The sequence below is a fragment of the Vreelandella azerica genome (assembly GCF_013112225.1).
In the GTDB taxonomy this organism is placed as follows: domain Bacteria; phylum Pseudomonadota; class Gammaproteobacteria; order Pseudomonadales; family Halomonadaceae; genus Vreelandella; species Vreelandella azerica.
Window position 1 is genome coordinate 40,016 of sequence record NZ_JABFHI010000007.1, and the last position, 23,788, is coordinate 63,803.

18 protein-coding genes and 3 pseudogenes are annotated in these 23,788 nt (G+C 56.4%); 11 read left to right on the forward strand and 10 right to left on the reverse strand.

The genetic code is table 11. The features are described 5' to 3' along the window. The first annotated feature begins 52 nt into the window (after positions 1-52). Positions 53-619, forward strand: a complete 567-nt coding sequence (locus HLB35_RS14430) for a Smr/MutS family protein (protein ID WP_171703116.1) — start codon at positions 53-55, stop codon at positions 617-619. Here the strand turns inward: HLB35_RS14430 and HLB35_RS14435 are convergent. Continuing rightward, positions 616-1,668, reverse strand: a complete 1,053-nt coding sequence (locus HLB35_RS14435) for a patatin-like phospholipase family protein (protein WP_171703117.1) — start codon at positions 1,666-1,668, stop codon at positions 616-618. The two genes, HLB35_RS14430 and HLB35_RS14435, sit on opposite strands and share 4 nt — an antisense overlap. After that, on the reverse strand, positions 1,655-2,572 hold the full coding sequence (locus tag HLB35_RS14440) for an alpha/beta fold hydrolase (protein ID WP_235937243.1): 918 nt from the start codon (positions 2,570-2,572) through the stop codon (positions 1,655-1,657). Before HLB35_RS14440 ends, HLB35_RS14435 begins: the two co-directional genes overlap by 14 nt. 384 nt (positions 2,573-2,956) lie before the next feature. Between HLB35_RS14440 and HLB35_RS14445 the strand changes: the two genes are divergently transcribed. Then, positions 2,957-4,291, forward strand: coding sequence for a M20/M25/M40 family metallo-hydrolase (locus tag HLB35_RS14445; protein ID WP_235937244.1), 1,335 nt, complete (start codon positions 2,957-2,959; stop codon positions 4,289-4,291). Between the two features lie 138 nt (positions 4,292-4,429). Here HLB35_RS14445 and HLB35_RS14450 read toward each other — a convergent pair whose 3' ends face one another. Then, positions 4,430-5,119, reverse strand: coding sequence for a type 1 glutamine amidotransferase domain-containing protein (locus HLB35_RS14450; protein WP_171703119.1), 690 nt, complete (start codon positions 5,117-5,119; stop codon positions 4,430-4,432). A gap of 179 nt (positions 5,120-5,298) precedes the next feature. On the opposite strand from HLB35_RS14450, the gene HLB35_RS14455 reads away from it, so the two are divergent. Then, entirely contained in the window at positions 5,299-6,516 is a 1,218-nt protein-coding gene (locus HLB35_RS14455) for a CaiB/BaiF CoA transferase family protein (protein ID WP_171703120.1), read from the forward strand. Here HLB35_RS14455 and thiO read toward each other — a convergent pair. Continuing rightward, positions 6,497-7,602: pseudogene (gene thiO, locus HLB35_RS14460) on the reverse strand (glycine oxidase ThiO). The gene HLB35_RS14455 and the pseudogene thiO sit on opposite strands and share 20 nt — an antisense overlap. Positions 7,603-7,722: 120 nt before the next feature. Here thiO and HLB35_RS14465 point away from each other — a divergent pair. Then, entirely contained in the window at positions 7,723-8,805 is a 1,083-nt protein-coding gene (locus HLB35_RS14465; protein WP_171703121.1) for an ADP-ribosylglycohydrolase family protein, read from the forward strand. A gap of 16 nt (positions 8,806-8,821) precedes the next feature. Here the strand turns inward: HLB35_RS14465 and ovoA are convergent, their stop codons facing one another. From ovoA to HLB35_RS14480, 3 genes are all read right to left on the reverse strand, one after another. Continuing rightward, entirely contained in the window at positions 8,822-10,969 is a 2,148-nt protein-coding gene (gene ovoA, locus HLB35_RS14470) for a 5-histidylcysteine sulfoxide synthase (RefSeq protein WP_171703122.1), read from the reverse strand. A 79-nt stretch (positions 10,970-11,048) separates the two neighbouring features. Further along, positions 11,049-11,750: an IS200/IS605 family accessory protein TnpB-related protein gene (locus HLB35_RS14475; RefSeq protein ID WP_171703123.1), complete on the reverse strand. Its 702-nt coding sequence runs from the start codon at positions 11,748-11,750 to the stop codon at positions 11,049-11,051. Beyond that, the gene (locus HLB35_RS14480) at positions 11,638-12,369 is read right to left on the reverse strand and encodes a hypothetical protein (protein ID WP_171703124.1); all 732 of its coding nucleotides are present in this window, start codon (positions 12,367-12,369) and stop codon (positions 11,638-11,640) included. Before HLB35_RS14480 ends, HLB35_RS14475 begins: the two co-directional genes overlap by 113 nt. Before the next feature lie 255 nt (positions 12,370-12,624). Between HLB35_RS14480 and HLB35_RS14485 the strand changes: the two genes are divergently transcribed. The 4 genes and pseudogenes from HLB35_RS14485 (at position 12,625) to HLB35_RS14495 (ending at position 17,657) form a co-directional block, all read left to right on the forward strand. Further along, on the forward strand, positions 12,625-13,506 hold the full coding sequence (locus HLB35_RS14485) for a DMT family transporter (protein ID WP_235937252.1): 882 nt from the start codon (positions 12,625-12,627) through the stop codon (positions 13,504-13,506). 179 nt (positions 13,507-13,685) lie between these two features. After that, complete coding sequence (locus tag HLB35_RS16635) at positions 13,686-14,186, forward strand: hypothetical protein (protein WP_216601575.1); 501 nt, start codon at positions 13,686-13,688, stop codon at positions 14,184-14,186. Continuing rightward, positions 14,183-15,262: a proton-conducting transporter transmembrane domain-containing protein gene (locus HLB35_RS14490; RefSeq protein WP_235937245.1), complete on the forward strand. Its 1,080-nt coding sequence runs from the start codon at positions 14,183-14,185 to the stop codon at positions 15,260-15,262. Before HLB35_RS16635 ends, HLB35_RS14490 begins: the two co-directional genes overlap by 4 nt. Continuing rightward, a pseudogene (locus tag HLB35_RS14495) lies at positions 15,259-17,657 on the forward strand (YbcC family protein). Before HLB35_RS14490 ends, HLB35_RS14495 begins: the two are co-directional and overlap by 4 nt. A 1,118-nt stretch (positions 17,658-18,775) precedes the next feature. Here HLB35_RS14495 and HLB35_RS17945 read toward each other — a convergent pair. The 3 genes from HLB35_RS17945 to HLB35_RS17570 all read right to left on the reverse strand — a co-directional run bounded on the left by HLB35_RS17945 (position 18,776) and on the right by HLB35_RS17570 (position 20,700). Then, positions 18,776-19,195, reverse strand: a complete 420-nt coding sequence (locus HLB35_RS17945) for a hypothetical protein (RefSeq protein ID WP_171703126.1) — start codon at positions 19,193-19,195, stop codon at positions 18,776-18,778. Between the two features lie 339 nt (positions 19,196-19,534). Continuing rightward, positions 19,535-20,167 carry an O-antigen ligase family protein gene (locus tag HLB35_RS17565; protein WP_328732127.1) on the reverse strand — a complete coding sequence of 211 codons (633 nt, stop codon included), beginning with the start codon at positions 20,165-20,167 and terminating at the stop codon, positions 19,535-19,537. Between the two features lie 248 nt (positions 20,168-20,415). Then, a complete protein-coding gene (locus tag HLB35_RS17570) occupies positions 20,416-20,700 on the reverse strand; it encodes a hypothetical protein (protein WP_235937260.1) in 285 nt (94 codons plus the stop codon). 385 nt (positions 20,701-21,085) lie between these two features. Between HLB35_RS17570 and HLB35_RS14510 the strand changes: the two genes are divergently transcribed. The 3 genes and pseudogenes from HLB35_RS14510 to HLB35_RS17575 all read left to right on the forward strand — a co-directional run bounded on the left by HLB35_RS14510 (position 21,086) and on the right by HLB35_RS17575 (position 23,767). After that, a complete protein-coding gene (locus HLB35_RS14510; protein WP_171703127.1) occupies positions 21,086-21,226 on the forward strand; it encodes a hypothetical protein in 141 nt (46 codons plus the stop codon). Then, a complete protein-coding gene (locus HLB35_RS14515) occupies positions 21,226-21,753 on the forward strand; it encodes a capsule biosynthesis GfcC family protein (protein ID WP_171703128.1) in 528 nt (175 codons plus the stop codon). Before HLB35_RS14510 ends, HLB35_RS14515 begins: the two co-directional genes overlap by 1 nt. 116 nt (positions 21,754-21,869) lie before the next feature. Beyond that, positions 21,870-23,767, forward strand: a pseudogene (locus HLB35_RS17575) (YjbH domain-containing protein). The last annotated feature ends 21 nt before the right edge of the window (positions 23,768-23,788 follow it).

Sequence of the window (23,788 nt, forward strand, 5' to 3'; positions counted from 1 at the left end):
GCGTTTTTCCCTTAACGTCCAATTTTTACGCCCGTTTCCATCAGAGCATGCCATGACTCGTCGCCATACGCCCCAAGAGGAAGAGATCAATGTCTTTCGCCATGCGCTGGAAGCTGCGGGCGTTCGGCGTATCACCACTAACCGCGCTGACCCTGGCCGCCCCAGGCAGCATCAGCCAGCCCATGAGGCGCGCCGCCGGGCGGCGGTTGAAAACCAGGTGCTGCAAACCAACGGCCGTACCTCTGATGGTCGTGTTGAAGCGGTTCGCCCTTCTGAATACCTGGAGTTCAGCGTTCCGGATCTGCCCTGGCGCACCTTCAGCCAGTTAAAACGCGGCCAGCTGGCCTGGCAGGCAGGCCTTGATCTGCATGGCTATACGCTGGAAGAAGCCCGCCATCAGCTGGAAGGCTTTCTGCGTGATGCCATCAACCAGCGGATGCGCAGCGTCCTGATTGTGCATGGCAAGGCCTGGGGTACCGATGCCGACTATCCGGTGCTTAAAAGCCACACCAACACCTGGCTGCGCGAATGGCCGGGCGTACTGGCCTTCTGCTCGGCCACTGACATTGATGGCGGCACCGGTGCTCTTTATGTGCTGTTACGCCGCAAAGGGCACTAGTCTCCCGCTTTGACCGGGTGATGCTTGTTGAGGGCTTCATCCGTCAGCATTCGACCCAGCTGGATCAGCTCCTTGGCGCGATGAAATTCATAGGCGCTGCACACGGTTTTGGGCACTTCAATCAGGATATCCGGTGGGTAACCTGCCACTTTATATTTGGCCAGCGCTGCCTGGGTAATATCAAAGGACTCCATCACCATATCCAGCTTGCCCCAGTCTCGCTTGCCACGTTCTTCCGCGCCTTCGTCATCCTCACCGCCCAGATTACCCAGCCCTTTCCAGAGCCGCTGGGTTGTCTCGCGCACGTTGTCAACCCAGCTGCAGGTATCGTCGTTTTCAGCGTCATCATCTGTGCCATCTGATGAAGCGGCGCCAGCCTTGGCAACATCGGCGTTTGCAGGTAACAAGGATTCCAGCGTCACCGGCCGTGGCGTGTGGGCGGTAACATTCACCGCCAGCACCATATCCGCCTCATGAGCGGCAATCACCGGCATAATCGGCAGGGGGTTGAGCAGGCCGCCATCCACCAGCACCTGATCCCCTAGATGCACTGGGGTAATCACCCCGGGTACCGCAATAGAAGCGCGAATGGCCTGCAATAGCGGACCATCCTGAAACCAGACTTCGCGCTGACGCACCAGATCAGTGGCGACGGTGGTCAGCGGAATAGCCAGATCCTCAATCAGGGTATCGCCGAGCAGGCTTTCGAGCTTCTGCATGACCTTGTTGGCGCGCATGGCGCCCATCGGGTTCCAGGTGACATCCACTAGCTTGAGCACGTCCAGGTAGTCGAGCTGAGATACCCAGTCGCGATATTCCTCCAGCTTGCCTGCGGCATACACGCCACCGACCAGGGCCCCCATGGAGCAACCAGCAATCGCGATCACCTCGTAGCCGCGGGCTTCCAGGGCATCGATCACGCCAATATGCGCATAACCACGCGCCCCACCACTGCCCAATATCAGGGCAACCTTGTTGCCCGCCTGAGACAGTTTCTCGCGCTGCGCTGCCGGTGAGTCCTGCTGAGTGGATAGTTCATGAGATTGCATGATTCATCGCTTCCTTTCGAAGATTCTGATGTTGGACAATAACGTCAGCGACTTGGTTAACCGTGTGTTTTTCCAGGTGCAGATGATGGCCGCCTACCAGCACATGACGGCTGAGGTCGGCGACAGCACGACGACAACGCTCTGCCCAGGGCCGGTTCCCCAGAATGCCCTTATCGCCTTCAATCAGGAGTACCGGGCAGCGTATTGCAGTTAAAAGCGCCAACACCTGGTCAGGCGTAAACCGCACCAATGAAGGCTTCATCAGGCGCCTATCGGTACGCAGGTAACAGCCACCGTCGTTACCGGTATAGCTATTACGCGCCATTAACGGCCGTGCGGTGTCGGCATCAATGGGCGTCACGCCCCCAGCGACCCTGGCGGCAACGGCACTTTCAAGCCCTGAATAACGCGGCGGCTTTGATGCAGGCCGACGATGGGCCAGTAACCCCTTGCGCAACTGGTCAGGCGTTTCTTCAGGCGGAGTGCTCAAGGCCCCTAACCCATCTAATAACATCAGTTGATCAACGCGCTCAGGCAGTGCTGAGGCCAGCAGGCAACTGACCGCGGCCCCCATGGAATGAGCCAGTAAGCTTACCTGTTCAAGCTCAAGAGCTTGCATGGCATCCAGCACATCATGGCAGTAGTCCCACAGCGCAATATCCTGAGATTCCGATGGCGCAAGGCTGGCTGAGTGCCCGTGACCGCGAAAATCCAGCGCGACAATACGCACCCCCAAGGTACTGGCAAGGCGCGGCGCCAGACGGCTGAAGCTGGCCGCGTTATCCAGCCATCCATGTAGCGCCAGCCAGGTCGGCGCTGACGGGCTACCCCAGCTCAGCGCCGCCAGGCGCCCTCCGGCCAGGGTGAACGCTTGAGCTGAATCAGCGGATACGGTTGTTTCCAAAAGTCTGGTATCTCCCATGTTTATGCCCATCTTCAGGTGACGTTGTGATATCGAATCGCTACCATTTCAGCTCAGCCAGCCTTCATCAGCAAACTCGACGGTGGCTCATTTTTTAACTGCAAGAGGCTTTTATGAACCAACGCCGTGATACCCGCAGCCGCAACTGGATTTTTTTCATCACTGTCATCAGTGCCGTCGTGGTCGGCATCTGGCTGGCGCGTTAAATCGACGGTTTGCCCCTGCCAACGTCAACCCAGCGTTTAACGGTGTCGCCCGCTCAGCACAAGATAGACAAGGCAAGCAACGTCGTTGTCTGGCACACTGGACAGGTTAAATCACCTTGCCGTTTTTCACTATCGGCACACGATCAAGGAGAAGGTTGTAATGAGCGAACGCAGCGCAAATACCCAGCCCTGGGCACAGCCCATGCCGGAAAAGCAGTTCGAGCTGATGCGCGACATTCTCGCCGCCCCCAGCCCCGTGGGGCTTGAAGGTGCGATGACCTACGGCGTACTGAAACCGCATTTCGAGAGCTTTGCGCCAAAAAGCTGGCAGCTGCATCAGTTTCGCGGCAACGCCGGTGTCGTGCTGGATACGCATCCGGGCCAGGATGACATGTTCAAGCTGATGATCATTGGTCACGCCGATAAGATCCGCATGCAGGTGCGCTCAATTGGTGAAGACGGCAAAATCTGGATCAACACCGATTCCTTCCTGCCCACCGTGCTGATTGGTCATGAGGTCAAGCTGTTCAGCGAAGACCCGGAAGCCCCAGGCAGCTACCGCAGCATTGAAGGCGGCACCGTGGAAGCCCTTGGCGCCATCCACTTCTCTGACCCGGCGGTGCGCACCGGTGATAAAGGCATCAAGAAAGAGCAGATCTATCTTGACCTGCAGATTCACGGTGAGAATAAAAAGCAGCAGGTGCTCAATCTGGGGGTACGCCCGGGCGATTCGATCATTTTTGACCGCCCTATCCGCCCCGGCTTCAGCCCTGACACCTTCTACGGTGCCTACCTGGATAACGGCCTGGGCTGCTTTGTCACCGCTGAAGTGGCACGCCTGATTGCCGAAGCGGGTGGCACCCAGCAGGTACGCGTCATGTTTGCAATTGCCAGCTACGAGGAAATCGGCCGCTTTGGCAGCCGCGTGTTTGCCGGTGAGCTCAAGCCGGATGCGCTGATTGGCGTTGACGTTAACCATGACTATGTCGCCGCACCGGGCATTGGTGACAAGCGCATGCAGCCGCTGGAAATGGGCAAAGGCTTCACCATGGCCGTGGGCTCCATCGCCAGCGAGCAGCTCAACCGAGTGATTGCCAAGGCCGCCAGCGACAACGAGATTCCCATGCAGCGCGATATTGTCGGCGTGGATACCGGCACTGACGGCATGGCCGGTGTGCTGGCCTCCGTAGACAGCGCCGCCACCTCAATTGGCTTCCCGATTCGCAACATGCACACCATTTCCGAAACGGGTAACACCCAGGACGTGCTGGCCGCCATTCATGCCCTGACCCACACCATCAAATCATTGGATGGTATCAAGGATCTCAAGCGCGAATTTCTGGATAACCACCCACGCCTGGACATGGCCAGCCCGCTTGCCCACCAGGGCAGCGCCAAGCCTGACGAGGCCAAGGAAGAACCTCAGAAAGGCGCTAAGAAAGAGACCCCAACGGCCAAAGACACCAAGGCCAAAAAGACCAAGAAAGGCAAGTAACCCGCGCTGACGAAACACCAGCGACAAAAAAGCCCGCCCTGTTCAAACAGGGCGGGCTTTAATTTGTCATTCCGGCTAAAAGCACTCGGAAATGACGGGGTTAAGGCGACTTACTATTCACCATTCACGCTTAACCACTCACTGCTTTTCAAACCATTCCAGCAAAGCATCCGCCGTGGGCGCTGAAGACGGTGGGTTCTGGCCAGTAATCAGCTGGCCATCCACGCGCACATAGGGAGTGAAATCATCCGCCTTGGAATAGACACCGCCGCAGGCTTGCAGTGCTTCTTCCACCAAGTGCGGCACTACCTGGGTAAGGCCAACTGCTTCTTCCTCACCATTGGTAAAGCCAGTTACCTCACGGCCCTTGACCAGCGGCTCGCCGTCGCTGGTCTTGGCATTGACCAGCACAATGGGTGCGTGGCAGACGCTGGCGACGGGCTTGCCTTGGGCAATAAAATCTTCGATCAGGCGGATCGAGTCAGTATCCTGCGCCAGATCCCACAGCGGGCCATGGCCACCAGGATAGAAGACCCCGTCAAAATCTTCGGCCTTCATCTCACTTAAGCGATGAGTAGACGCCAGCGCCGCCTGGGCCTCAGCATCCTTTTCGAAACGCCGAGTGGCGTCTGTATGGCTCTCTTCAGCGTCACTAGCCGGGTCCAAGGGTGGCTGACCTCCTTTCGGTGATGCCAGCGTCAGGGTCGCGCCCGCATCCTTAAGCACGTAATAGGGGGCGGCCAGCTCTTCCAGCCAGAAGCCGGTTTTGTTACCGGTATCGCCCAGTTGATCGTGTGATGTCAGGACGACCAGAATCTGCTTACTCATAAATGCTCCTGCAGGTTGACTGCTTGAAAACAGTGCTATTCAACTTTGTTAACTTAACGCTTACCTCCTAAATGGAGATGTATAAGGCAAATACAAGGGCACACCTGCCAATCCCTGGTTTTTTGCGTTGTATACTGATGCGCGACACCAACAAGAGACCAACAAAAAAGGAGCTTTCCATGCGACCATCAGAAGCACGCCAGCTGCCGCTTGAAGGGCTGAAGGTTCTGGAACTTGGCCAACTGATTGCCGGGCCGTTCGCCACCAAGATGCTCGGCGAGTTTGGCGCTGATGTGATCAAGATTGAGCCACCCGGCACCGGCGACCCACTGCGTAAATGGCGACTAATAGAAGACGGCACCTCGCTGTGGTGGCACGTTCAAACCCGTAACAAGCGCTCGGTCGCGCTGGACCTGCGTAGCGAAGAAGGCCAGGCACTGGTGCGCCAGCTGGCCTGTGAAGCTGATGTCGTCGTGGAAAACTTCCGCCCCGGCACCCTGGATAACTGGGGGTTGGGATGGTCGGATCTGTCAGCGCTTAATCCACGGCTGATCATGGTGCACATTTCAGGCTATGGTCAGACAGGCCCCTATCGCGATAAACCGGGCTTTGGCGTGATAGGCGAAGCCATGGGCGGGCTGCGCTACCTGACCGGCCAACCCAATGAGCCTTCTGTACGTGTCGGGGTCAGCATTGGTGATTCGCTCTCGGCGCTGTATGCTGTGATTGGCACCCTGCTGGCCCTGCAGGAACGTCAACGCAGCGGTCTCGGACAGGAAATTGACGTCGCCCTGTACGAATCCGTGTTTGCCATGATGGAAAGCCTGTTACCGGAATATGACGCCAGCGGAGAGATTCGCCAACCCAGCGGCAGCGCTCTTCCCGGCATTACGCCGTCTAATGCCTACCCTTGCCTGGGTGGCGACTATGTGTTGATTGCCGGTAACGGCGACAGCATCTTTAAACGCTTGATGGGCGTGATTGGCCGTGATGACCTGGCCAATGATCCAGCGCTGGCCCATAACGATGGCCGCAGCCAGCAGGCAGACAAGATCGATGCCGCCATTCAGGCATGGAGTGAACAGCATCCCCGCGAAGACATCCTGGCAGCGCTGGATAACGCCCGAGTGCCGGTTGGTTACCCGTATACGGCAGCAGATATTGCCAGCGACCCACATTACCTGGCCCGCGAGATGATCCAAGCGTTTACCCGCCCCAATGGCAAGCCGCTCAAGGTACCCGGCGTGTTGCCCAAGCTCAGCGCCACACCGGGACGATTGGGTAACGGTGGCCCAGCCCTTGGCCAGCATACCGAGGAAGTGCTTGACGAGTTGGGTATCGATCACGAGACCCGTGACAAGCTGCGCCAGGCCGGTGTTATTCAGGAGTTACCGTAAGGCTGGCGGATGGCAAATACGGCGACGGATCAACAATAGGCGTGCGCCCGAGCAGCTGATCGACCAGCAGGCGGGTGGAGGCAGGCGCCAGCACCAGGCCGTTGCGGTAGTGCCCGGCATTGACGTGCAGATTCTCCAACCCCGGCAAACAGCCGATAAAGGGTACGCCATCTGGCGAGCCGGGGCGCAATCCGGCCCAGTGGTGTTCCACCTCACACTCAGCCAACCCAGGAATAATCCGCGTGGCGCTGTGCCAGAGGGATTCCCGCGCTTCGCCACTCAGGGTTTTATCGAAACCAGCTTCTTCCAGAGTTGAGCCTGCCAGCACCCGCCCATCGGCACGTGGAATCACATAGCGCCCGTCCATCAGCACCACACGGTTAACCAGGGTCGGCGGAGCCTTGAAGACAATCATCTGACCTTTGACGGGACGCACCGGCAGATGCACATCAAGGCTCGCCAACAGCTCTGCCGTCCAGGCACCTCCACACACGATAATCTGGTCGGCCTCGATTCGCCCAGCCGATGTCTCAACGCCTAAAACCCGCTCCCCTGACGGGCAAAACCAGTAACGCTGACGCCTTCACGCAGCGTTACCTTTGGCATAGCCATCAGCCGGGCCTTCAGGGCGCGAACCAGGCGCGGGTTGCGAATACTGCCCAGGGTCGGCATCCACAGCGCCGTTTCAAAGCCCGGTGCAGCATTCGGTTCTTTGGCGTAAAGAAAGTCCCCCGCTACTCGCTCCAGCGGCTTACCCACCTGTCGCGCCCAGTCCAGAGCTTGCTGTTCATCATCCACGCGCAGGTAGACAAGCCCTTTCTGGCGATATTCCGGGTCAATGCCGGTTTCTTCCAGCAGACGCAGGGCAAGCTCAGGGTAGAAACCTTCTGACCAGCGTGACAGATTGGACACCGCTGTACTGTAACGCCAGGGGTAAAGCGGCGAGACGATGCCGCCGCCTGCCCAGGACGATTCACGCCCGGTCTCACCGCGCTCCACCAGGGTTACGTCAAAGCCACTATCGGCCAGTTGCAGTGCCGTCATCATGCCAATAACGCCACCGCCTACAATCAAAAAGTCACTCATACCGCCCCTTAAATTGATAAGCTGGAGGAAATAAACACGGACGACAATTATGCCAAAGAGGCCAAGGGTTGGGCGTAAATAGCTGCACTGCTTCCAACATACTGCCAGAGGATGCGTTAGATGACCCCCAAGGTAACCGACCGAGCAAGCGCTGCACTCAAGAACCTGTTTATTGGCGATGCATTAGCCATGCCTGTCCACTGGTTCTACAACGTTCATGACATTGACCGTGCCTTCCCTGACGGCATCACTACCTTTGAAGCGCCGCCTGAGTATCACCCATCGTCGATCATGTCGATGCACTCCACCAGCAGCGGCGGTCGCAAGCGTTCCGGCAGCCCGCAGCCCGAGATCGTCGGTGACGTTATACTCAAGGGCAAGCAAGGTTACTGGAATCGCCCGAATGTTCACTACCACCAGGGCATGCAGCCCGGTGACAACACCTTGAATGCCCACTGTGCGTTAACCCTGATGCACAGCATGGCAGACACTGATCAGCATTATGACAGCGACGCCTTTCTGGAAGCTTACATCCAGCTGATGACCGCCGAAACGCCCGCCCACCCGGATACCTACGCGGAATCCTACCATCGCGGTTTTTTTGCCAACCTGGAAAAAGGCTTGCCGCCCAAGCAGTGTGGCGCCGTCACCCACGACACCCCGTCGATTGGTGGACTGGTAACCATAGCACCGCTGGCCATAGGTGAACGCCTGAAAGGCACCTCTTTGGCAGATACCCGTAAACGTTGCCGTCAGCATCTCGCCCTGACCCACCCGGATACCTTCCTGGCGGACGTGTGTGATGCCTATGTCGAGCTGATCGACACCCTGCTGTTCAGAGATACGGACGACCACATAGAGGAAGCGCTGCTTAGCGCCACCCGCAGCCTGGCAAAGCGTGAACTGACGACTCTGGTAAAAAGCCAGCATAGCGAGCGGGAAGTGATTGGTGGGGTGCTATCAACGGCCTGCTACATCACCGATGCCTGGCCAGCCGTACTCTATCTGGCATGCAAACACCGCGATAACCCGCTAAAAGCCATGCAGATCAATGCTGAAGTGGGCGGTGACAACGTTCACAGAGGCGCCGTGCTGGGGGTCTTGTTGGGGCTTATCAACGCTGAAGCGGCTGATGAGGTTTTATATGCCCGATTAACCGAACAGGCGTCGATTAACCGGGCGATTGAGTCTCTGGTTGGCTAGCCGCCCATCAGAGGCTTCAGGAGCGACGCTCCCAGAGGGTCACTTCCGAGAGGCTATGCTGATATTTATGCATGGTCTCTCTGATCACAAAGGGCACCTTCTCAGGCTCGCTGATCATCCGGAAGTGCGGTTCAAGCAGTTCCTTCAGGCCTTCCAGGGTGGTGACATTCTCCCCGTCGCGCTTGAAGCCGCCAATCCACTCTTCCTTGGGCGTGTACTCTTCAAGCCAGGTATAGGGCGAGGCAATCATCAGAATGCCCCCGGCATTGATGCGCTCATGGATGCTCTGCAAAAACTGTGACGGCTTATACAAGCGATCAATCAGGTTGGCGGCCAGCACCAGGTCATAATGATTGAACTGCGGCTTAAGGTTGCAGGCATCGCCCTGGTGGAAGTTGACGCGCTCGGCTGAATCTTCCAGCTCCAGGCTCGCCAGGGTGCGTTCCTGATAGCTGACCAGCTCGCCTTCCTCAACACGGGTATAGCGCAGCACTTTCTGCTCAGCCATTTCCACCCCTTGGCGGATAAAGTTAGCCGAGAAATCCACCCCATCCACGTGTTCAAACTCGCGGGCCAGCTCAAAGCTGGAGCGCCCGCTGGCGCAGCCCAGATCTAGGGCGCGAGCTTTCTGGCGACCGGCCATGCTGGCCAACGCCTTATTGGCTAGCGCCTGTGGGAAGTTGGCAACCCCGAACCACTCATCGCCATAATGGAATTCAGCGTACTCGGCCATGCGGGCATCGCTTTCATAGTAGGCGCTGGGCATCTTGACTTCGGCATCCGACACCACGTAGCGGAAACCGGCATGCTGGAAGAAGTGACGGCGGAACGCATAGCGAGCGCTGAGGCGCGTTTCGTTGCCACAGGAAATCCAGGAACCACCCTTGATCAGGTTATGCTGGTTATCAAAGGTCGGCGTGGTGAAATCATCGTACAGCGGATGAACATCAAAGCCCGGGAACGGATAGGTCGGCGTCTCAATCCATTGCCAGACGTTGCCCACGACATCAAACCACTGGCCGTGCTGGAAGCGGGTTACTGGGCAGGAAGAAGCGCCGTGATCCAGGTGCAGGTTGGCATTGGCAGGGGTATCATTTTCCAGCTCAGACACCCCGGCCTCCTCTGCCAGACGGTGCCACTCATCTTCGGTGGGCATGCGCACCGGCTGGCCGAGCTGTGCACTCTTCCAGTTACAGAACGCCTTGGCTTCGTGGAAGTTGACTTCTACCGGCCAATCCCAGGGCATTTCCACTTCTTCGGTCATCAGGCGCAGATGCCACTCGTTTTTCCACACCCAGAAGGTCGGGTGCTTGGCCTCGGCAAAGTTGCGCCAGCCCAATCCCTCTTCTGACCAGAATTCATCGCTCAGGTAACCACCGGCTTCGACAAATTCGAGGAATTCACTGTTACTGACCAGGAACTGGCTGGCCTTGAATTCGTCGACTTCACCCTTGTGATGGCCGTACTCGTTATCCCAGCCGTAAAAGGCATCATCAAAATCCTTGCCCAGGGTGACCTCTCCTCCCGGCACGGTAATCAGGCTGTTTTCCGGCGGCTCACCACTGATGCGCAGCGGCTCCCACTCTTTCTGGGGAGTGACCAGGTGGAGCAGCTGCTGGCGGATTAATACCGACGACGTCTCCAGGTGAATCCGCTCGTGCTCGATGCCCATCACAATCGGCCAGAAGGGGCTATCCCAGCCGATCGGCAGGGTCAACGGCAACTCACGAATCAGCTGCAGTACGGCAGCGCGAACCTTACCACGGTAGGCCATTACCTCATCTACCGTCGGCCATTCGTAATGGTCTTCGTTGAGATCATCCCAGCTCATTTCATCCACGCCAACGGCAAAGGTGGATTCCATCCTGGGGTCAATACGCGACGGCAGCAGCTTGGCAAGCACCAGTTTGTTGACGTAAAAGGTGGCGGGATGGCCCAGGTAGAAAATCAGCGGGTGTCTGAGGGGGATTGACTTACGAATGTAGGACTCTTCACTGACCAGGGTGGTAAACAGCGATTCATAGCGGTCGAAGGTCGCGGTAAAGCAGGCCTCGATCTCTTTACGCGTCGCCTCGGGGTCTTGACCTGCGAGCATGACGGTACGCGGAAAGAGCTCGGCCGCTGCTGATTTTTTCATATCAGCGGTGGATGTTGTCGAAGTCATTTTTTGGACACCTTTGTTTGCCGTTCATAACTTTTACAAAACTTACCATTAGTTGTACAAAAGCTATGAACTACCACGCCTAAGCGGCTACGCCGTTAGAGGTGGTTTCGCTTGCGCGTTGGCAAGCTTCTAATGACAACCGCGCATCGATATGCGTGATGGTCATGGGCGTGTCCACAACGCCCTTACCGGCTCGAAGGTGATCGCTGATCCACTCGTCGCCGATTTCTTTTCGCATGATATTCGCGCTACCGTTGACGTCTGCATTGATCCGCTGACGTGACGCGATACGGTAGAGACCGCGCTTGACGCGCCGGCCGCTAAAGGTCGGTTTTTGCTTTCGTGCTTCGTCATAGTCGGGGATGGGGTCAAGATCCAGGGCGCTGGCTTTGCTGGTGTAGGCTTCGTTCATCAGTACCACCTCGATGCCCTGCTCTTCTGCCTTGTACTGGATCATGTCAATCAGCTTGGCGTGCGGGATCGCGGTGAACTTCTGGTTGTTGACACGGCCAATATTCACGCCCTGTTTCCACCCTAGGTTTTTACCAATGACCAGCTTGCCCGTGCAGGTGCGCACGCACTCGCTCACGATCCAATGACTGACCTTGTGAAAATAGTCGTGGATGCGCGCATGACGTTTTCCGACTTTCGAGCGGATGTGCCGCTTTTTATCTTTCTTGGCTAATGCCGCCTTGTCCTTGTTGTACTTCGCGTTGATCGACTTGATGACCTTGCCCTTGACCAGAACAGTAATCCGGCTGATTGGAGGTGATGGCGACAAGGTTATCAATACCGATATCGAGCGAAAGTACACGGCTCATGTCGAGCAGTGGGGGTGAAGAGGTCTCCTTGGTATAGCCGATCTCAATGCAAAAAGAGGTGCCTAGCGGCACGATGCGGATATCCGTCACCACCGTTTCATCGGCCTTGGCATTGAAGGCTTGGTGTTGGCACACCGTGGTCTTAACGGGCTGAAAACCGAACGCCTTGGCACCGCTAAAATAGATCATACCGTTGACGATTTTATAGCCATTACGGTTGACGACATAGGTTCGAGCGCCTTTGCCATAGCCGGGGATTTTGGGCGGCGCGCGGTATTTTTCAGGATGGCGGGCATAATCTGCCTTGGCCTTGACCCAGCTTTTCCAGCTATCGCCAACCAGCTGTGTGGTGCGCTGAGCACCCGCTGAAGGCAGTAGGCTATACACGTCCTTATGCTCACGTTTGAGGATTTTGTCAGCTTGACTAGCACTGATCGGCGCCTCGGCAAAGAGTGCCTGTCGAATGTGATACAACGTGGCGTTGGCCACTTTTCGCGTTGCCACACACAGCTGACGGCATGCCGCATGATTGGCATGGCCGGGGCGAATGATGATGCGTTCAACGCGATTAACAAACATGAGTCGCCTTTTGAGTAACACCTACTGTAAATATATCAGGAAAAAGGTGCGTATCAATATCAAAACACAACGCACGACAACTCAATCAGGCCGCCCTAACGGACGGCGCGCTATCCATCCACGCCCAATGCGTAGCTTGGACGTGGAATTTCGCGCATGACGTTAAACTCCAGGGCCACCACTGGTTGGCCAGTGGCGGATGCACTACACTCGGCGCTTCCTCCAAAATAACTGACGAACACTCTTTTGCCCAAGATGCCGACACGCACACCGCTGGATTGGATTCTGTTGTTGTACCTCTCGCTGGCCTGGGGGATGGCATTCATGCTAATTGCCCTGGCGCTGCCGTCTTTTCCGCCGCTGACGCTGGTGGCAGTGCGGCTGAGCCTTGGCGCTCTAACACTGTATATCATCATGCGCACTGCAGGCTTGCGGCTACCGACGGATAAAGGCTGGTGGCAGCGATTCGCCGCCTTGGCAGTGCTTGGCAATGTAATGCCGTTCTCGCTGATTTCCTGGGGCGAACTGTATGTCTCCAGCAGCCTGGCCGGTATCTTGATGGCCTTGATGCCGATCAATGTGATGATTCTGGCACATTTCTTTATTGCCAACGAACCCATGTCGGTGCGCAAGGCAATCGGGTTTGTTCTTGGCTTTCTGGGTGTGCTGATACTGGTCGGCGCTGAGGCGCTTGCCAACCTCGGCGGGGATGCCTTCTGGGCGCAAATGGCGATTATTGCAGCCACCGTCTGCTATTCGATCAATAGCATCTACACCAAACGACTGCCGACGCTGTCCGTGCTGGTGGCCGGTACCGGAACCCTAGTGGCAGGCAGCCTGATGCTATGGCCAGTGGCGCTGGTGGTAGATCGCCCTTGGACGCTGGAGATCCACTGGGTGCCCCTGGGGGCAGTGCTGATACTCGGGATGTTCTCGTCGGGGCTGGCCAACTGGGTCTACTTTACGATCGTTAAGCGCCAGGGCCCGAGCTTTCTGTCCATGATCAACTACATCATACCAGTGATTGCGTTCGCCGCTGGCGTCACCTTTCTGGGCGAAGCCGCCTCCGCTGACCGCTATGTGGCCCTGGTAATGATTCTACTCGGCATTGCCATCAGCCAACGCCGCTTGGGGTGATGGCGGTTTGGGTAAGGTTATTCGCCCACTCGGCACGATGGAATTTGTCACGCGATTAGTTTCTAAGTACACACTTAACGTTCTTTTTAAAAGAACAAAATATCATGATAAATATATTTAAATTATCTTTTTTTTGTGTGTATCTTGGCTTGAAACTGATGACGAAGAAGGAATAGCGCTTGTCTACCTATCTTGTTGCGTATTTACCACCTGCACTACTTTTGATGGCATCTATCGCTGCCTTTTCTCTTTCCAAACAACATTTACGCTTAACGACAAGGTTAGCCGAAGCTTCTGCATTTACGGCGTTTCTTTTGTCCATCTTAGCGTGCGTGACGCTCATCACTCATGGCCCAGGCACCAGCCCTTTACTGGGTATAGGCGGAATAGGTCTCTCGGCACGCCTTGATTCCGTCAGTGCCATTATGCTGCTGCTGGTGTCTTTCGTAGGCTGGGTCGTATTGCGCTATTCCTCCAACTATATGAAAGGCGAAGCACGTCAGGGAATTTTCACGGGCTGGCTGTGCGCCACTTTGGTGACCGTCCTGCTACTGGTACAGGCAGGAAACCTCGTCCAATTGATTATCAGCTGGTTGATGATCGGGGGTTCTTGCACCAATTGTTGCTGTTCTATCCAGGTCGTGCGCCAGCTCAGCGGGCAGCCCGTAAGAAAGCTTTGACCAGTCGGCTTGGTAACCTGGCACTGCTGATTGCCGTCCTGCTACTGGCTTTCGGTTATGGTACCACCGATATAGCCGCTATCAGTGAAGCCATTCGTGATGGGGCAAGCCCAGCTATAGCCCCTTGGGCGGCGGCAATGCTTGTGCTGGCAGCACTGGTTCAATCCGCTCAATTTCCCTTACATAGCTGGTTGACTGAGGTAATGGAAACACCGACACCCGTATCAGCGCTGCTCCACGCTGGCGTCATCAACGCTGGCGGTTTTCTGCTGATTCGCCTGGCGGATGTGATTCTGCTTTCGCCCGCCATCATGGCAGTGCTCGTCATGGTCGGTGGTTTTACAGCTCTGTTAGGTGGCCTGACGATGCTGACACAATCGGCAGTCAAAACGTCGCTTGCGTGGTCAACGATTGCTCAAATGGGCTTTATGATGTTGCAGTGCGGCTTGGGACTATTTCCCATAGCGCTGCTTCATATCGTGGCCCATTCCCTCTACAAAGCTCATGCTTTCCTCAGCGCTGGTAGCGCTGTCGAACAAGTCGCCAAGGTGCGCCGCCCAGGCCCCATAGCGATTCCCAGCGGTGCTGCGGTGGCGCGCTCATTCTTGGTGGCCCTGCTGTTATATGGATTGGTCGGCACATTTTTTGGATTCGATAGCAAATCGCCCCAAGCGATTGCATTGGGTGCCGTGCTGATACTGGGCGTCGCCTACTTGCTGGCCCAGGGGTTGGCCGATACCGCCCCCAAGATTCTGACTCAGCGCACAGCCCTCTATTCCCTACTGGCCGGTATTGCTTATTTTGCGCTTCAAACTATTGCCGAGTGGCTAACCCAAGGCACTCTGCCGCCTGCGCCAGAACCGCGCCCGCTGGAATGGGCACTGCTCACTCTAGTGGTACTGAGCTTCGGTCTCGTCGCTATTGCCCAGGCCATGTTTCCCCTATGGGCTTACCACCCCGCCGCTGCTGGCTTACGCGTCCATCTTTCAAATGGTCTGTACATCAACGCAGTCTTTGACCGACTTGTTGGCGGCTGGGCCCGCCCGCGTCAATCTAAAAAAGGGGCTTCCCAATGACGCATGTCAATCCTACCGATCAGCAACCCGGCGTTCTTGATGCTGCTGCCGCAGCGGTGTTGAACATACCGCCACTCTGGCCTCTGGATTCTAGTGTCGCAGTCAATCCTTTCCTGGGTCAGGCTCAACTCGACTTGGCGAGTACCGGTGCAAGGCTGGAACGCGTCGCGGGTATCTCGGTTACCATGCCGCGTCGCTGGTATCACGAGCGCATTGTTAGCGGTGAAATAACAGACCAAGACCTTTCGGCTGCACTGTCGCGGGCGCCCGCTGAGCTTAGGCCTTCTAACCTGGAAGCATTGAAGACGGCAGCAGCCAAGGCATCTATCCGCTCAAAAGCCTTGCCCACGGTGGCAGATTTGGCCGCGGACACCTCTGGCATCGACTGGCCAGCATTCCTGGCGGAGCGCTTTGGCGCTTGGGCAGCGGCCTATTTTGACCAGGGCCAGGCGCTTTGGGCGGCACCGCAAGACACCAGTGCCTATGCGGCTTGGCGGGCCTTCGCAAGCCGCGATCTAACCCCAGAAATCGGCGGCCTCAAAGGATTTGCCACACACGTCACCCATGCCCCCGAGAAGGCTGAAGACGTCATGATTCGGGTGGTTGAAAGACTTGGTCTACCGCCGGAAGCGCTTGACACCTACTTTCACCAGCTATTGATGACACTTGGTGGCTGGTCACAGTGTGCCCGCTATCGACTCTGGAAGGCAGAACAAAGCGGCTCTATTGATAACTCTACCCAAGAATTTCTTGCCATTCGTTTACTTTGGGAGGAAGCGCTTTTCATACAGTATCAGACGCCGCTCAAGCACCAGTGGCAGGCCGTGGTGGCATCCCATTCTGTTCCTCCCGAACCGGATACCGAAACGGTGATTGACGCCATTTTGCAAGAAGCCGCTGAACGCTCATCGCAGCGCGCCTTGGCCGATACCCTGAAGGCACCATCTACTAAAACGCCGGACGCACGCCCAACGATGCAGGCAGCGTTTTGCATTGATGTACGCTCGGAAGTCTTTCGTCGGGCGCTAGAGTCAATCGATTCCGGCGTTCGCACGCATGGCTTTGCTGGCTTCTTCGGCATTCCGGTTGCGCATCGTCGCTTTGCTTCTGACCTGTCGGAGCTACGTCTCCCGGTGCTATTAACACCCGCCGTGTCGTCTTGCGCCACCGGCGAAGAAGATATCGAAGCTGACCTAAAGAGCCGCTACACAGCTCGGGCAGTGAGAGCCTGGAACCGATTCAAACTTGCGGCTGTGTCCTCCTTCGCGTTCGTTGAAGCGGCCGGCCCGCTCTACGTCACCAAGCTGTTGAGCAGCGCGCTACATCGAACACACGCAAGCGAGCCTAAGGACCCCGTACCGCGTTTTGAGCCACCGCTGGATGACAAAGCACAGGCTGATACCGCGGAGAAAATCTTACGCGCCATGTCATTGACCCAAGGCTTCGCTCGTCTTGTGCTGATGACCGGTCATGGCGCGCAGGTGGTTAACAATGCCCACGCCAGCGCCCTTCACTGCGGTGCCTGTGGCGGTTACTCGGGTGAAGTTAATGCTCGACTTCTGGCTCAGTTGCTCAACGACCAAGGCGTAAGGCAAGCCCTTGCAACCCGTAACATCGTGATTCCAGAAGACACCCTGTTTCTTGGTGCCTTGCACGACACCACCACCGATGCTGTCATCATTTACGATACCGATCATCCCTCCGCGGAACATGCCGCAGATATCGAACGGGCACGGACACTCCTAACCCGAGCCGGTTCTCTGGCTCGCACGGAGCGCGCATTGCGCTTACCTGGCGCCAGCAACGCGCAACACGTCATCAAACGTAGCCGCGATTGGTCCGAGGTACGCCCTGAATGGGCGCTTGCCGGCTGTAAAGCCTTTATCGCCGCGCCGCGTCAGCGAACCCAAGGTAAAAACCTGGAAGGTCGGGCCTTTTGCACGACTACGATTGGCAGCAGGATGAAGGCTTTGGAGTGTTAGAACTGATCATGACCGCACCCGTCGTGGTCGCAAGTTGGATTAGCCTGCAGTACTTCGGCTCGACCGTGGCTCCCAAAGCATTTGGCGGCGGCAACAAGCTCCTGCACAACGTGGTGGGTGGCATGGGCGTCGTAGAGGGTAATGGTGGTGTATTACGTCCTGGTCTGCCCTGGCAATCTGTTCATGATGGCGAGCATCTGGCACACGAACCGCTTCGGCTCTCAGTGTGCATTGAGGCCCCTAAAGACGCCATAACGCAGATTTTGGAAAAACATGCAAACGTGCGCGCCCTCTTCGATAACCGCTGGTTGCACTTGTTTGCCTTAGATGAGAAGGGCCATATGGCATGGCGTTACGCCGGTGATCTAGCGTGGCAATCCGTCGAAGCCGCCCCCAACACAGCGACGTGTTGAGCTGACACTCCCCAATGAAAGGGACTCCTTCCCTCCTGAAGCCTCAACGAGCTACATTAATAGTGAACACATACATCAATGGGAAAAGGGAAGAGTCATGCATCAGCATACGGTGATTGGTTCAGTGGTTGTGCAAATGAGTCAGTCGCGTTGGCAAAAATAGAGCCGCTGTTGCGCTCACCAACAAGAACGTCCGTATTGCTTGGGAGTCCTTAGCAGGAAAGCTCCTTACCGTCACGATTTTCATGCGATCCAGGAGACAGTGGTTTGACATCCTCCCCACCTTTTAGTGCTGACGCGCTTCAGGATGAGGAATCCAAGGTCGTTACCTTCCTGGTTTCTGCTTCCAAGACGACTGCCCGAGGGAATGGCTTGTTTATCGCCGCAAAGTCCCAGTGGGGATTTTTACGGTGACGAACCAACGCCTATCCCCTAGGTCTCACATCGTCTCCACAGGCGTATCTTCCCGAGTGCCCCTCGGTAGGCTGTGTCGACATTTTCAGTATAGGCACTGTGCAAATCGACAGCAAGGGCATCCGGTGGATGCCGCGCTTGTATCCGCTCCCTTCGCGCTTCGCGACTCAGGAAGCGGTTTTACGCGCAGCTGGATAAACCAGCACTATCAAGGTGAGTCAGGCAGCCTGAATTGCCACCTTGTTGCCAAGCACTGAAGATGAAAAGCAGGTCAGACCGACCTTCTCAAAACCTGTTGAGGGCGTGAACTTTTATTAACCCAGCAACCTTTCAGGTGTGAAAAAATGCATGCAACAATCTGATTTCAAATGCATTGACAGAAACCTATTTGATTGCCGGATTAATAGAAGCCGCCTCCCCGTTGAGGAGAAAGGAGCGCGACATTCATTAGGGTCAGGGGTTAGCTACCCCACTAAGAGACCGACCATACGCACACATCGGCTTACGTTTTTCAGACATCGGGGCTTGCAACCGGGGAGGAGTCCCTATGCGCCCACCGCGCTTCGCGCTTTGAGCGAGGGTTCCAAGGTCACTCCCAGAATCTTCCTGCTTCCACACACCTTCACTAGATAGCGGCTAAGCCGCTGTCCCCGCTCCGGTCGCTCCACAGGCTGGTTCTGGTTCTTCGCCAACCGGCATTGCAATTAGGCCAGCTTCGCCTTGTAGCGTTTCAGGTGGCGCGGATTGCCGGATTTTACGCCGTCGCTGGTGATGAACAGGTCGGTCAATCCGAGATCAACACCCATTGTCTTGGGCGTCGGCGTCGGCGTCGGCGTCGGCGTCGGCGTCGGCGTCGGCGTCGGCGTGACCGAGCGTGCTACTGGCGCAAAATCACACAAGCAGCTGATGAAGTAGCGTCCAGCACGATCGCGTGAAATCGTGATGCTAGAAGGTGCAGAGGGGAGTAGCCCGCTCCACCGGATGGGTAACGGTGTCTTTGCCTTGGCAATGGTGATTTCGCCATTATGATAGCAAAACGCCGCCTTGGTCAGCCGGATCGACTGCTGGCGACCATTTTCTTGAAAAGTGGTTACCCGCCGCAGCTTGAAGCAATGACGCGACAACCTCAGCTGTCAGAAGACTTTCAACAGGGCCCCCGCATTCAGCGTCTAAAATGGTTTACCGGTGATTTCCTGCGCTATGACAGCCATGAATCAGGTGATTAGGAAACGCTGCAGGTAACTGATGTACACTTGGGCTTTCTCGGCTTTTACCCGTTCACCTATCAACTGGCGACGCGTTCTGATGCAAACAGCCAATGGCAGGCTGTTGACGTTTCCTTTCAGTTCAGCAGTGAACGCGGCCTCTCTAGCGAAATGCTCAAGCGCCTAGGATTACGGGCATTAGGCAACGAGCAGGCACTTTGCGCTAGCGCTTTTGTGGAACCACGCTGGAAGCTGACTTCATCTGCTTGCTGAGGAAGATGGGGGTAGCAAACCGTAAAAAACAGCGCACCAGAATGCATAAACCATGGTGCCGCTGTTATGGTTCAGAAAACCTTGCGTCAGACTGAAATCAATGTAAGTAACAGGCAGGAGCACCCCTGCAGCAGCCACTGACACCCTGGTCATATTCTGACTTGACAGCAAACTGATAAACAGGCGCATGGGAACGAGATAAAGCGCGATTAGAGCCAACAGACCAAGCAGACCACGTTTTGCCCAAGCATCGATAAACTGGTTGTGAGCGTGATCATAACGGGCCACCTGATGGGCGATAACGCCCTGATCCGCCAATCGCTGCATCTGGCTTGCATAACCATTCTTACCCCAGCCAAATAAGGGTTTTGCAGCGATCAGATGGCTAGCCCCGCGCCACATCTCAAACCGTGCGCCCACTGACGAAAGGCTTCTATCACCTTCAACATAATGGTGTACCTGATCAATGGCAAGGTTGACACGCGATTGCACGCCCAAAGATGGTATCGCATAAGCCAGAGTGACTACCAACAGTAAAATCAGCGCCACAGCAACCTTAAGCGAGCGTGTTAGTAGACGCCCATAGGCACGATACAAGACAAACGCAATAAAGGGCACGCCTATCCAGCCGCCTCGGCTGCCTGAAAGCAGTGAACCGATAATACCAAACAGCGCGCATGTAACCAGTGCCATCGCCCAGCTTTTCCTATCCGGCTGATCAAGCCCCCAACCCAGCCCAGCTAGGCAAAAGGCTCCCAGCAACATGCTCAAGTTGCCAAACTGTATGGCATTCTGAAACCCACTGGCACGTGGCATTTCCAACCCGAACTTTTGCCAGATAGCCAGGCTACCCGCACCTAAGGCCCCTACTGCAATCCCACTCCACAGCCAGGATAAGCGTGGCGGGTAGGCCTTAACGAGCAGCATGAAGGAATGGCGAGTAAAAAACGCAACGGCGTATCCACGCCGCTGATGCCCTGGCCATCCCACCAGGCTTCACTAATATGTATTAAGGCATAGAAGATAAAAGCACTGACAAACCAGATATCCCTGAACGTCAGCTCAAGGGCAGGCCGCCTAACCAACAAAAAAAAACTGCCTAGCAGTAACCAGCCAGCTCCCACCGAATAACCACTTGGCATGATCAGCATCAGAAAACCAAGTAGAAAAACGCCTAATGACGTATAGATTGCAGATATGCGTTTGTCCGATAGATAATTTACCAACGTCGGGCCAGCTCCAAGTTATCTAAACATTGAGTCTAGTTATTATATAGGTAATATATTGTTTCATTTGCGGCGCGGCGCTGCTTTGCCAAATCGTCAGGAGATCCCATTGTTGACGCCAAGTTTCGTCAAACAACCGTTGAAGCTGCGAACAAGACTTTACTCTAGTCTGCTCCTTTGCTTTAAGCAGCACCTAATCAAAAATCGGGCTTACCTGCTATTAGCTGTGGCCAGTTTACTCGCCGGCTGTGCCTCCGGCTACCATAGCACTCATGATGCTCAGGTGTCCTATTTGCCTGCGGCTGGCCTCATGCAAGAGGCGCCAACTTTTGAGCGCCTTGCCAACCAGAATACCTTTGGTGAGCTCCAGTCTACCTGGCCTTCGCAGACTATCCCCTTTGCCCTACTGCCTTATGACCAGCGTGACACTCGCGAAGCGGAGTTCGTCTGATGCATGAACTAATCACTTTACAACGGGCAGCGCTTGTTAGCGGTAATGACATTTCCCGCAGCGCCATAGCCCAGTGGCGAGGCGTTATCCGGGCCCAGCTGGATGAACCTCTGCGTAGCCGCGATTTACCTGCAAGCGAGCGCCTGCCACTCAATGAACTGGCACATTGGGGTTACTGTCTGCCACCAAGCTGGGTTGAGGTGTGGAGCATTAATGGCGTTACCCGCCACCCCTGGCAGTCATCCCTGACACTGGAGGATGTGACAGGAAGCCGATCGCATCAGTCAAGTCATGCCTGGCATATCTCACCGCAAGGCCAACTTGAGCGCCACGGCATTGCCGACTGGAATAAAGAGACGCTATCGCTTGCCCCTGGCAGTCGCGTGATGGTCGAATGGCCAGCACAGTACCCTACCATGGGTGTTAATGTCGAACGCAGCTGGGTCAACGAGCGCCTTCCCCGATGGCTTGCAGCGCAACTACCCGGCGAAGATTGCCAGACATGGCCTCAGGAGAAGCCCCAGTGACGCCACCTAACATCTTAGCTTTCGTCGCCCTTTTGTTGCCTGGCATGGTATACGCTGACACGACGATCTACAGCACCCTGGGCGGCGGCGGTCTCTGGACAATGCCTAATGCACGAATGGCCCCGGCAGGCAGCCTGACGCTTGGTGGCCACTACACATCCCCGGATGTGCACATACCGCTGTTCTATCAGCCCACTGAACATCTGGAGCTTGGCTTTCGTTATAGCCAGCGTCAGCCCCGAGATGGCCAACAGCGACACAACTACGACCCTCAGTTGGATATTAAATGGCGCTGGCAGGAGGAAACCCGCTACCTGCCTGCTATTGCCCTGGGGGCGCGTGATATCGGCCACAACACGCCTTTCAATGCCGAATACCTGGTGGCCAGCAAGCGATGGAACGCCTGGGATGTCAGTCTCGGCGTCGGCTGGGGAGCACTGGGCAGCGCGGGCGATGCTGAAGCTCCTTTCAACGACTTGAGTGAGCGCTGGGATACCCGCAGCGCGCCCGAAAATTTGCAACCCTACGAAGAAAGCGACTGGTTCAAGGGCTCTGCCAGCCTGTTTGGCGGCGTTAGCTACCAGACACCCTGGCAACCCCTGAGCCTGGCTATGGAATATAGCGGCGGTGATACAACACAATGGCCCGCCGGCGATACACGCGAACAAAGCAGCCGCTGGCAAGGAGGTATGCGCTTTGCGTTAAGCAAACCATTATCCGTTAGCCTTGGCTGGGAGCGCGGCGACACGCTCAGCGCAGGCGTTCAGTATCGTTTTGACCTCAGCCAGCCTTCCGCGAGCACATCTACGGTACCGCCTTTGCCTAGTGGCTCACTTGGCTGGGACGACACTGCCCGCGCTCTGGCACATCATGGCCAGATCCAGGTGCACGAGGTCTATCGCAGTGGAGACAGCCTGCAACTGAATGCAACCTATACCGGCCAGGAAGAAACGGCCTCTGCCGCCTACAGCGCTGCCAACAACCTGCTTTACACGCACACCGCTGACGACAAGACACCCCCGCGCCAGTTTATCTACCGCTGGGAACAAGCCGGAATGCCACTGCGTGAAGACGTCTATCAGCGTAGCGCCATCGGCGCTGCGCAGGCCAGCAGCACTGCAGACACTCAACAACGACACAGCCTCTATGCCCGTGCTGCCCTGACACCCAAAAAGGCATGCCTGACTATCAGGCCAGTCGCGAAAACTTTGAATGGTCACTGCGCCCGCTGCTGGAGCAGAATGCCGGCAGCCAGGCCCATGGCTATCGTTATCGCCTGGCGGCCTTGGCTGAAGCGCGCTACCAGCTAGCTGACAAGGCGCCGTTAAACGGCTGGTTGAGTGCAGGCCTGGATTATACCCTGGCGCACAACCTGACGCGTCCCGCCACTATTGACCCCTTGAACGATGCTGAACCGACCCGCAGCCTGCGCGGTTATTACGCCGAAGAGCCGCTTACCCTGTCTCATCTGCAATACAGCCAGGCAACCCCTCTGGGCAGTCACTGGTTTGGCCTGGCCTATGCAGGGCTGCTTGAAACCCAATATGCGGGTATTGGTGCCGAGCTGCTGTATCGCCCCTTTGCCAGCCCGCTGGCCTGGAGCCTGAATGCCGCTCATGTCCACCAACGTGAATTCGACGAACCCTTTGGCTTGCGTGATGACAACCGCTGGACCGGCGATGCCACCGCCTATCTCTACCCTGGTAATGATGACGCCTTCCTGCTTGAAGCAGGGCTGCATCGCTATCTCGGCGGCGATACCGGCGTACGCCTGGCTGCCACGCATCAGACACCCTCAGGAGTTAACGTCAGCCTTTCCAGCACCTTTAGTAATGCCCGGGAACACAACATTACCCCTACCCTGACGTTAAGCATACCATTGTCATTAGGCCAGGCATCAACAGCACCAACATTGCGCTGGCAAGCACTCGACAATGACAGCGGCAGCGTTTTACAACGCCGCGAGTGCCTTTTTGAGCTGACACAGGAGCGCCGCGTTCAAGGGTTGTGGTAACCGTAGCGCACAAATATGACC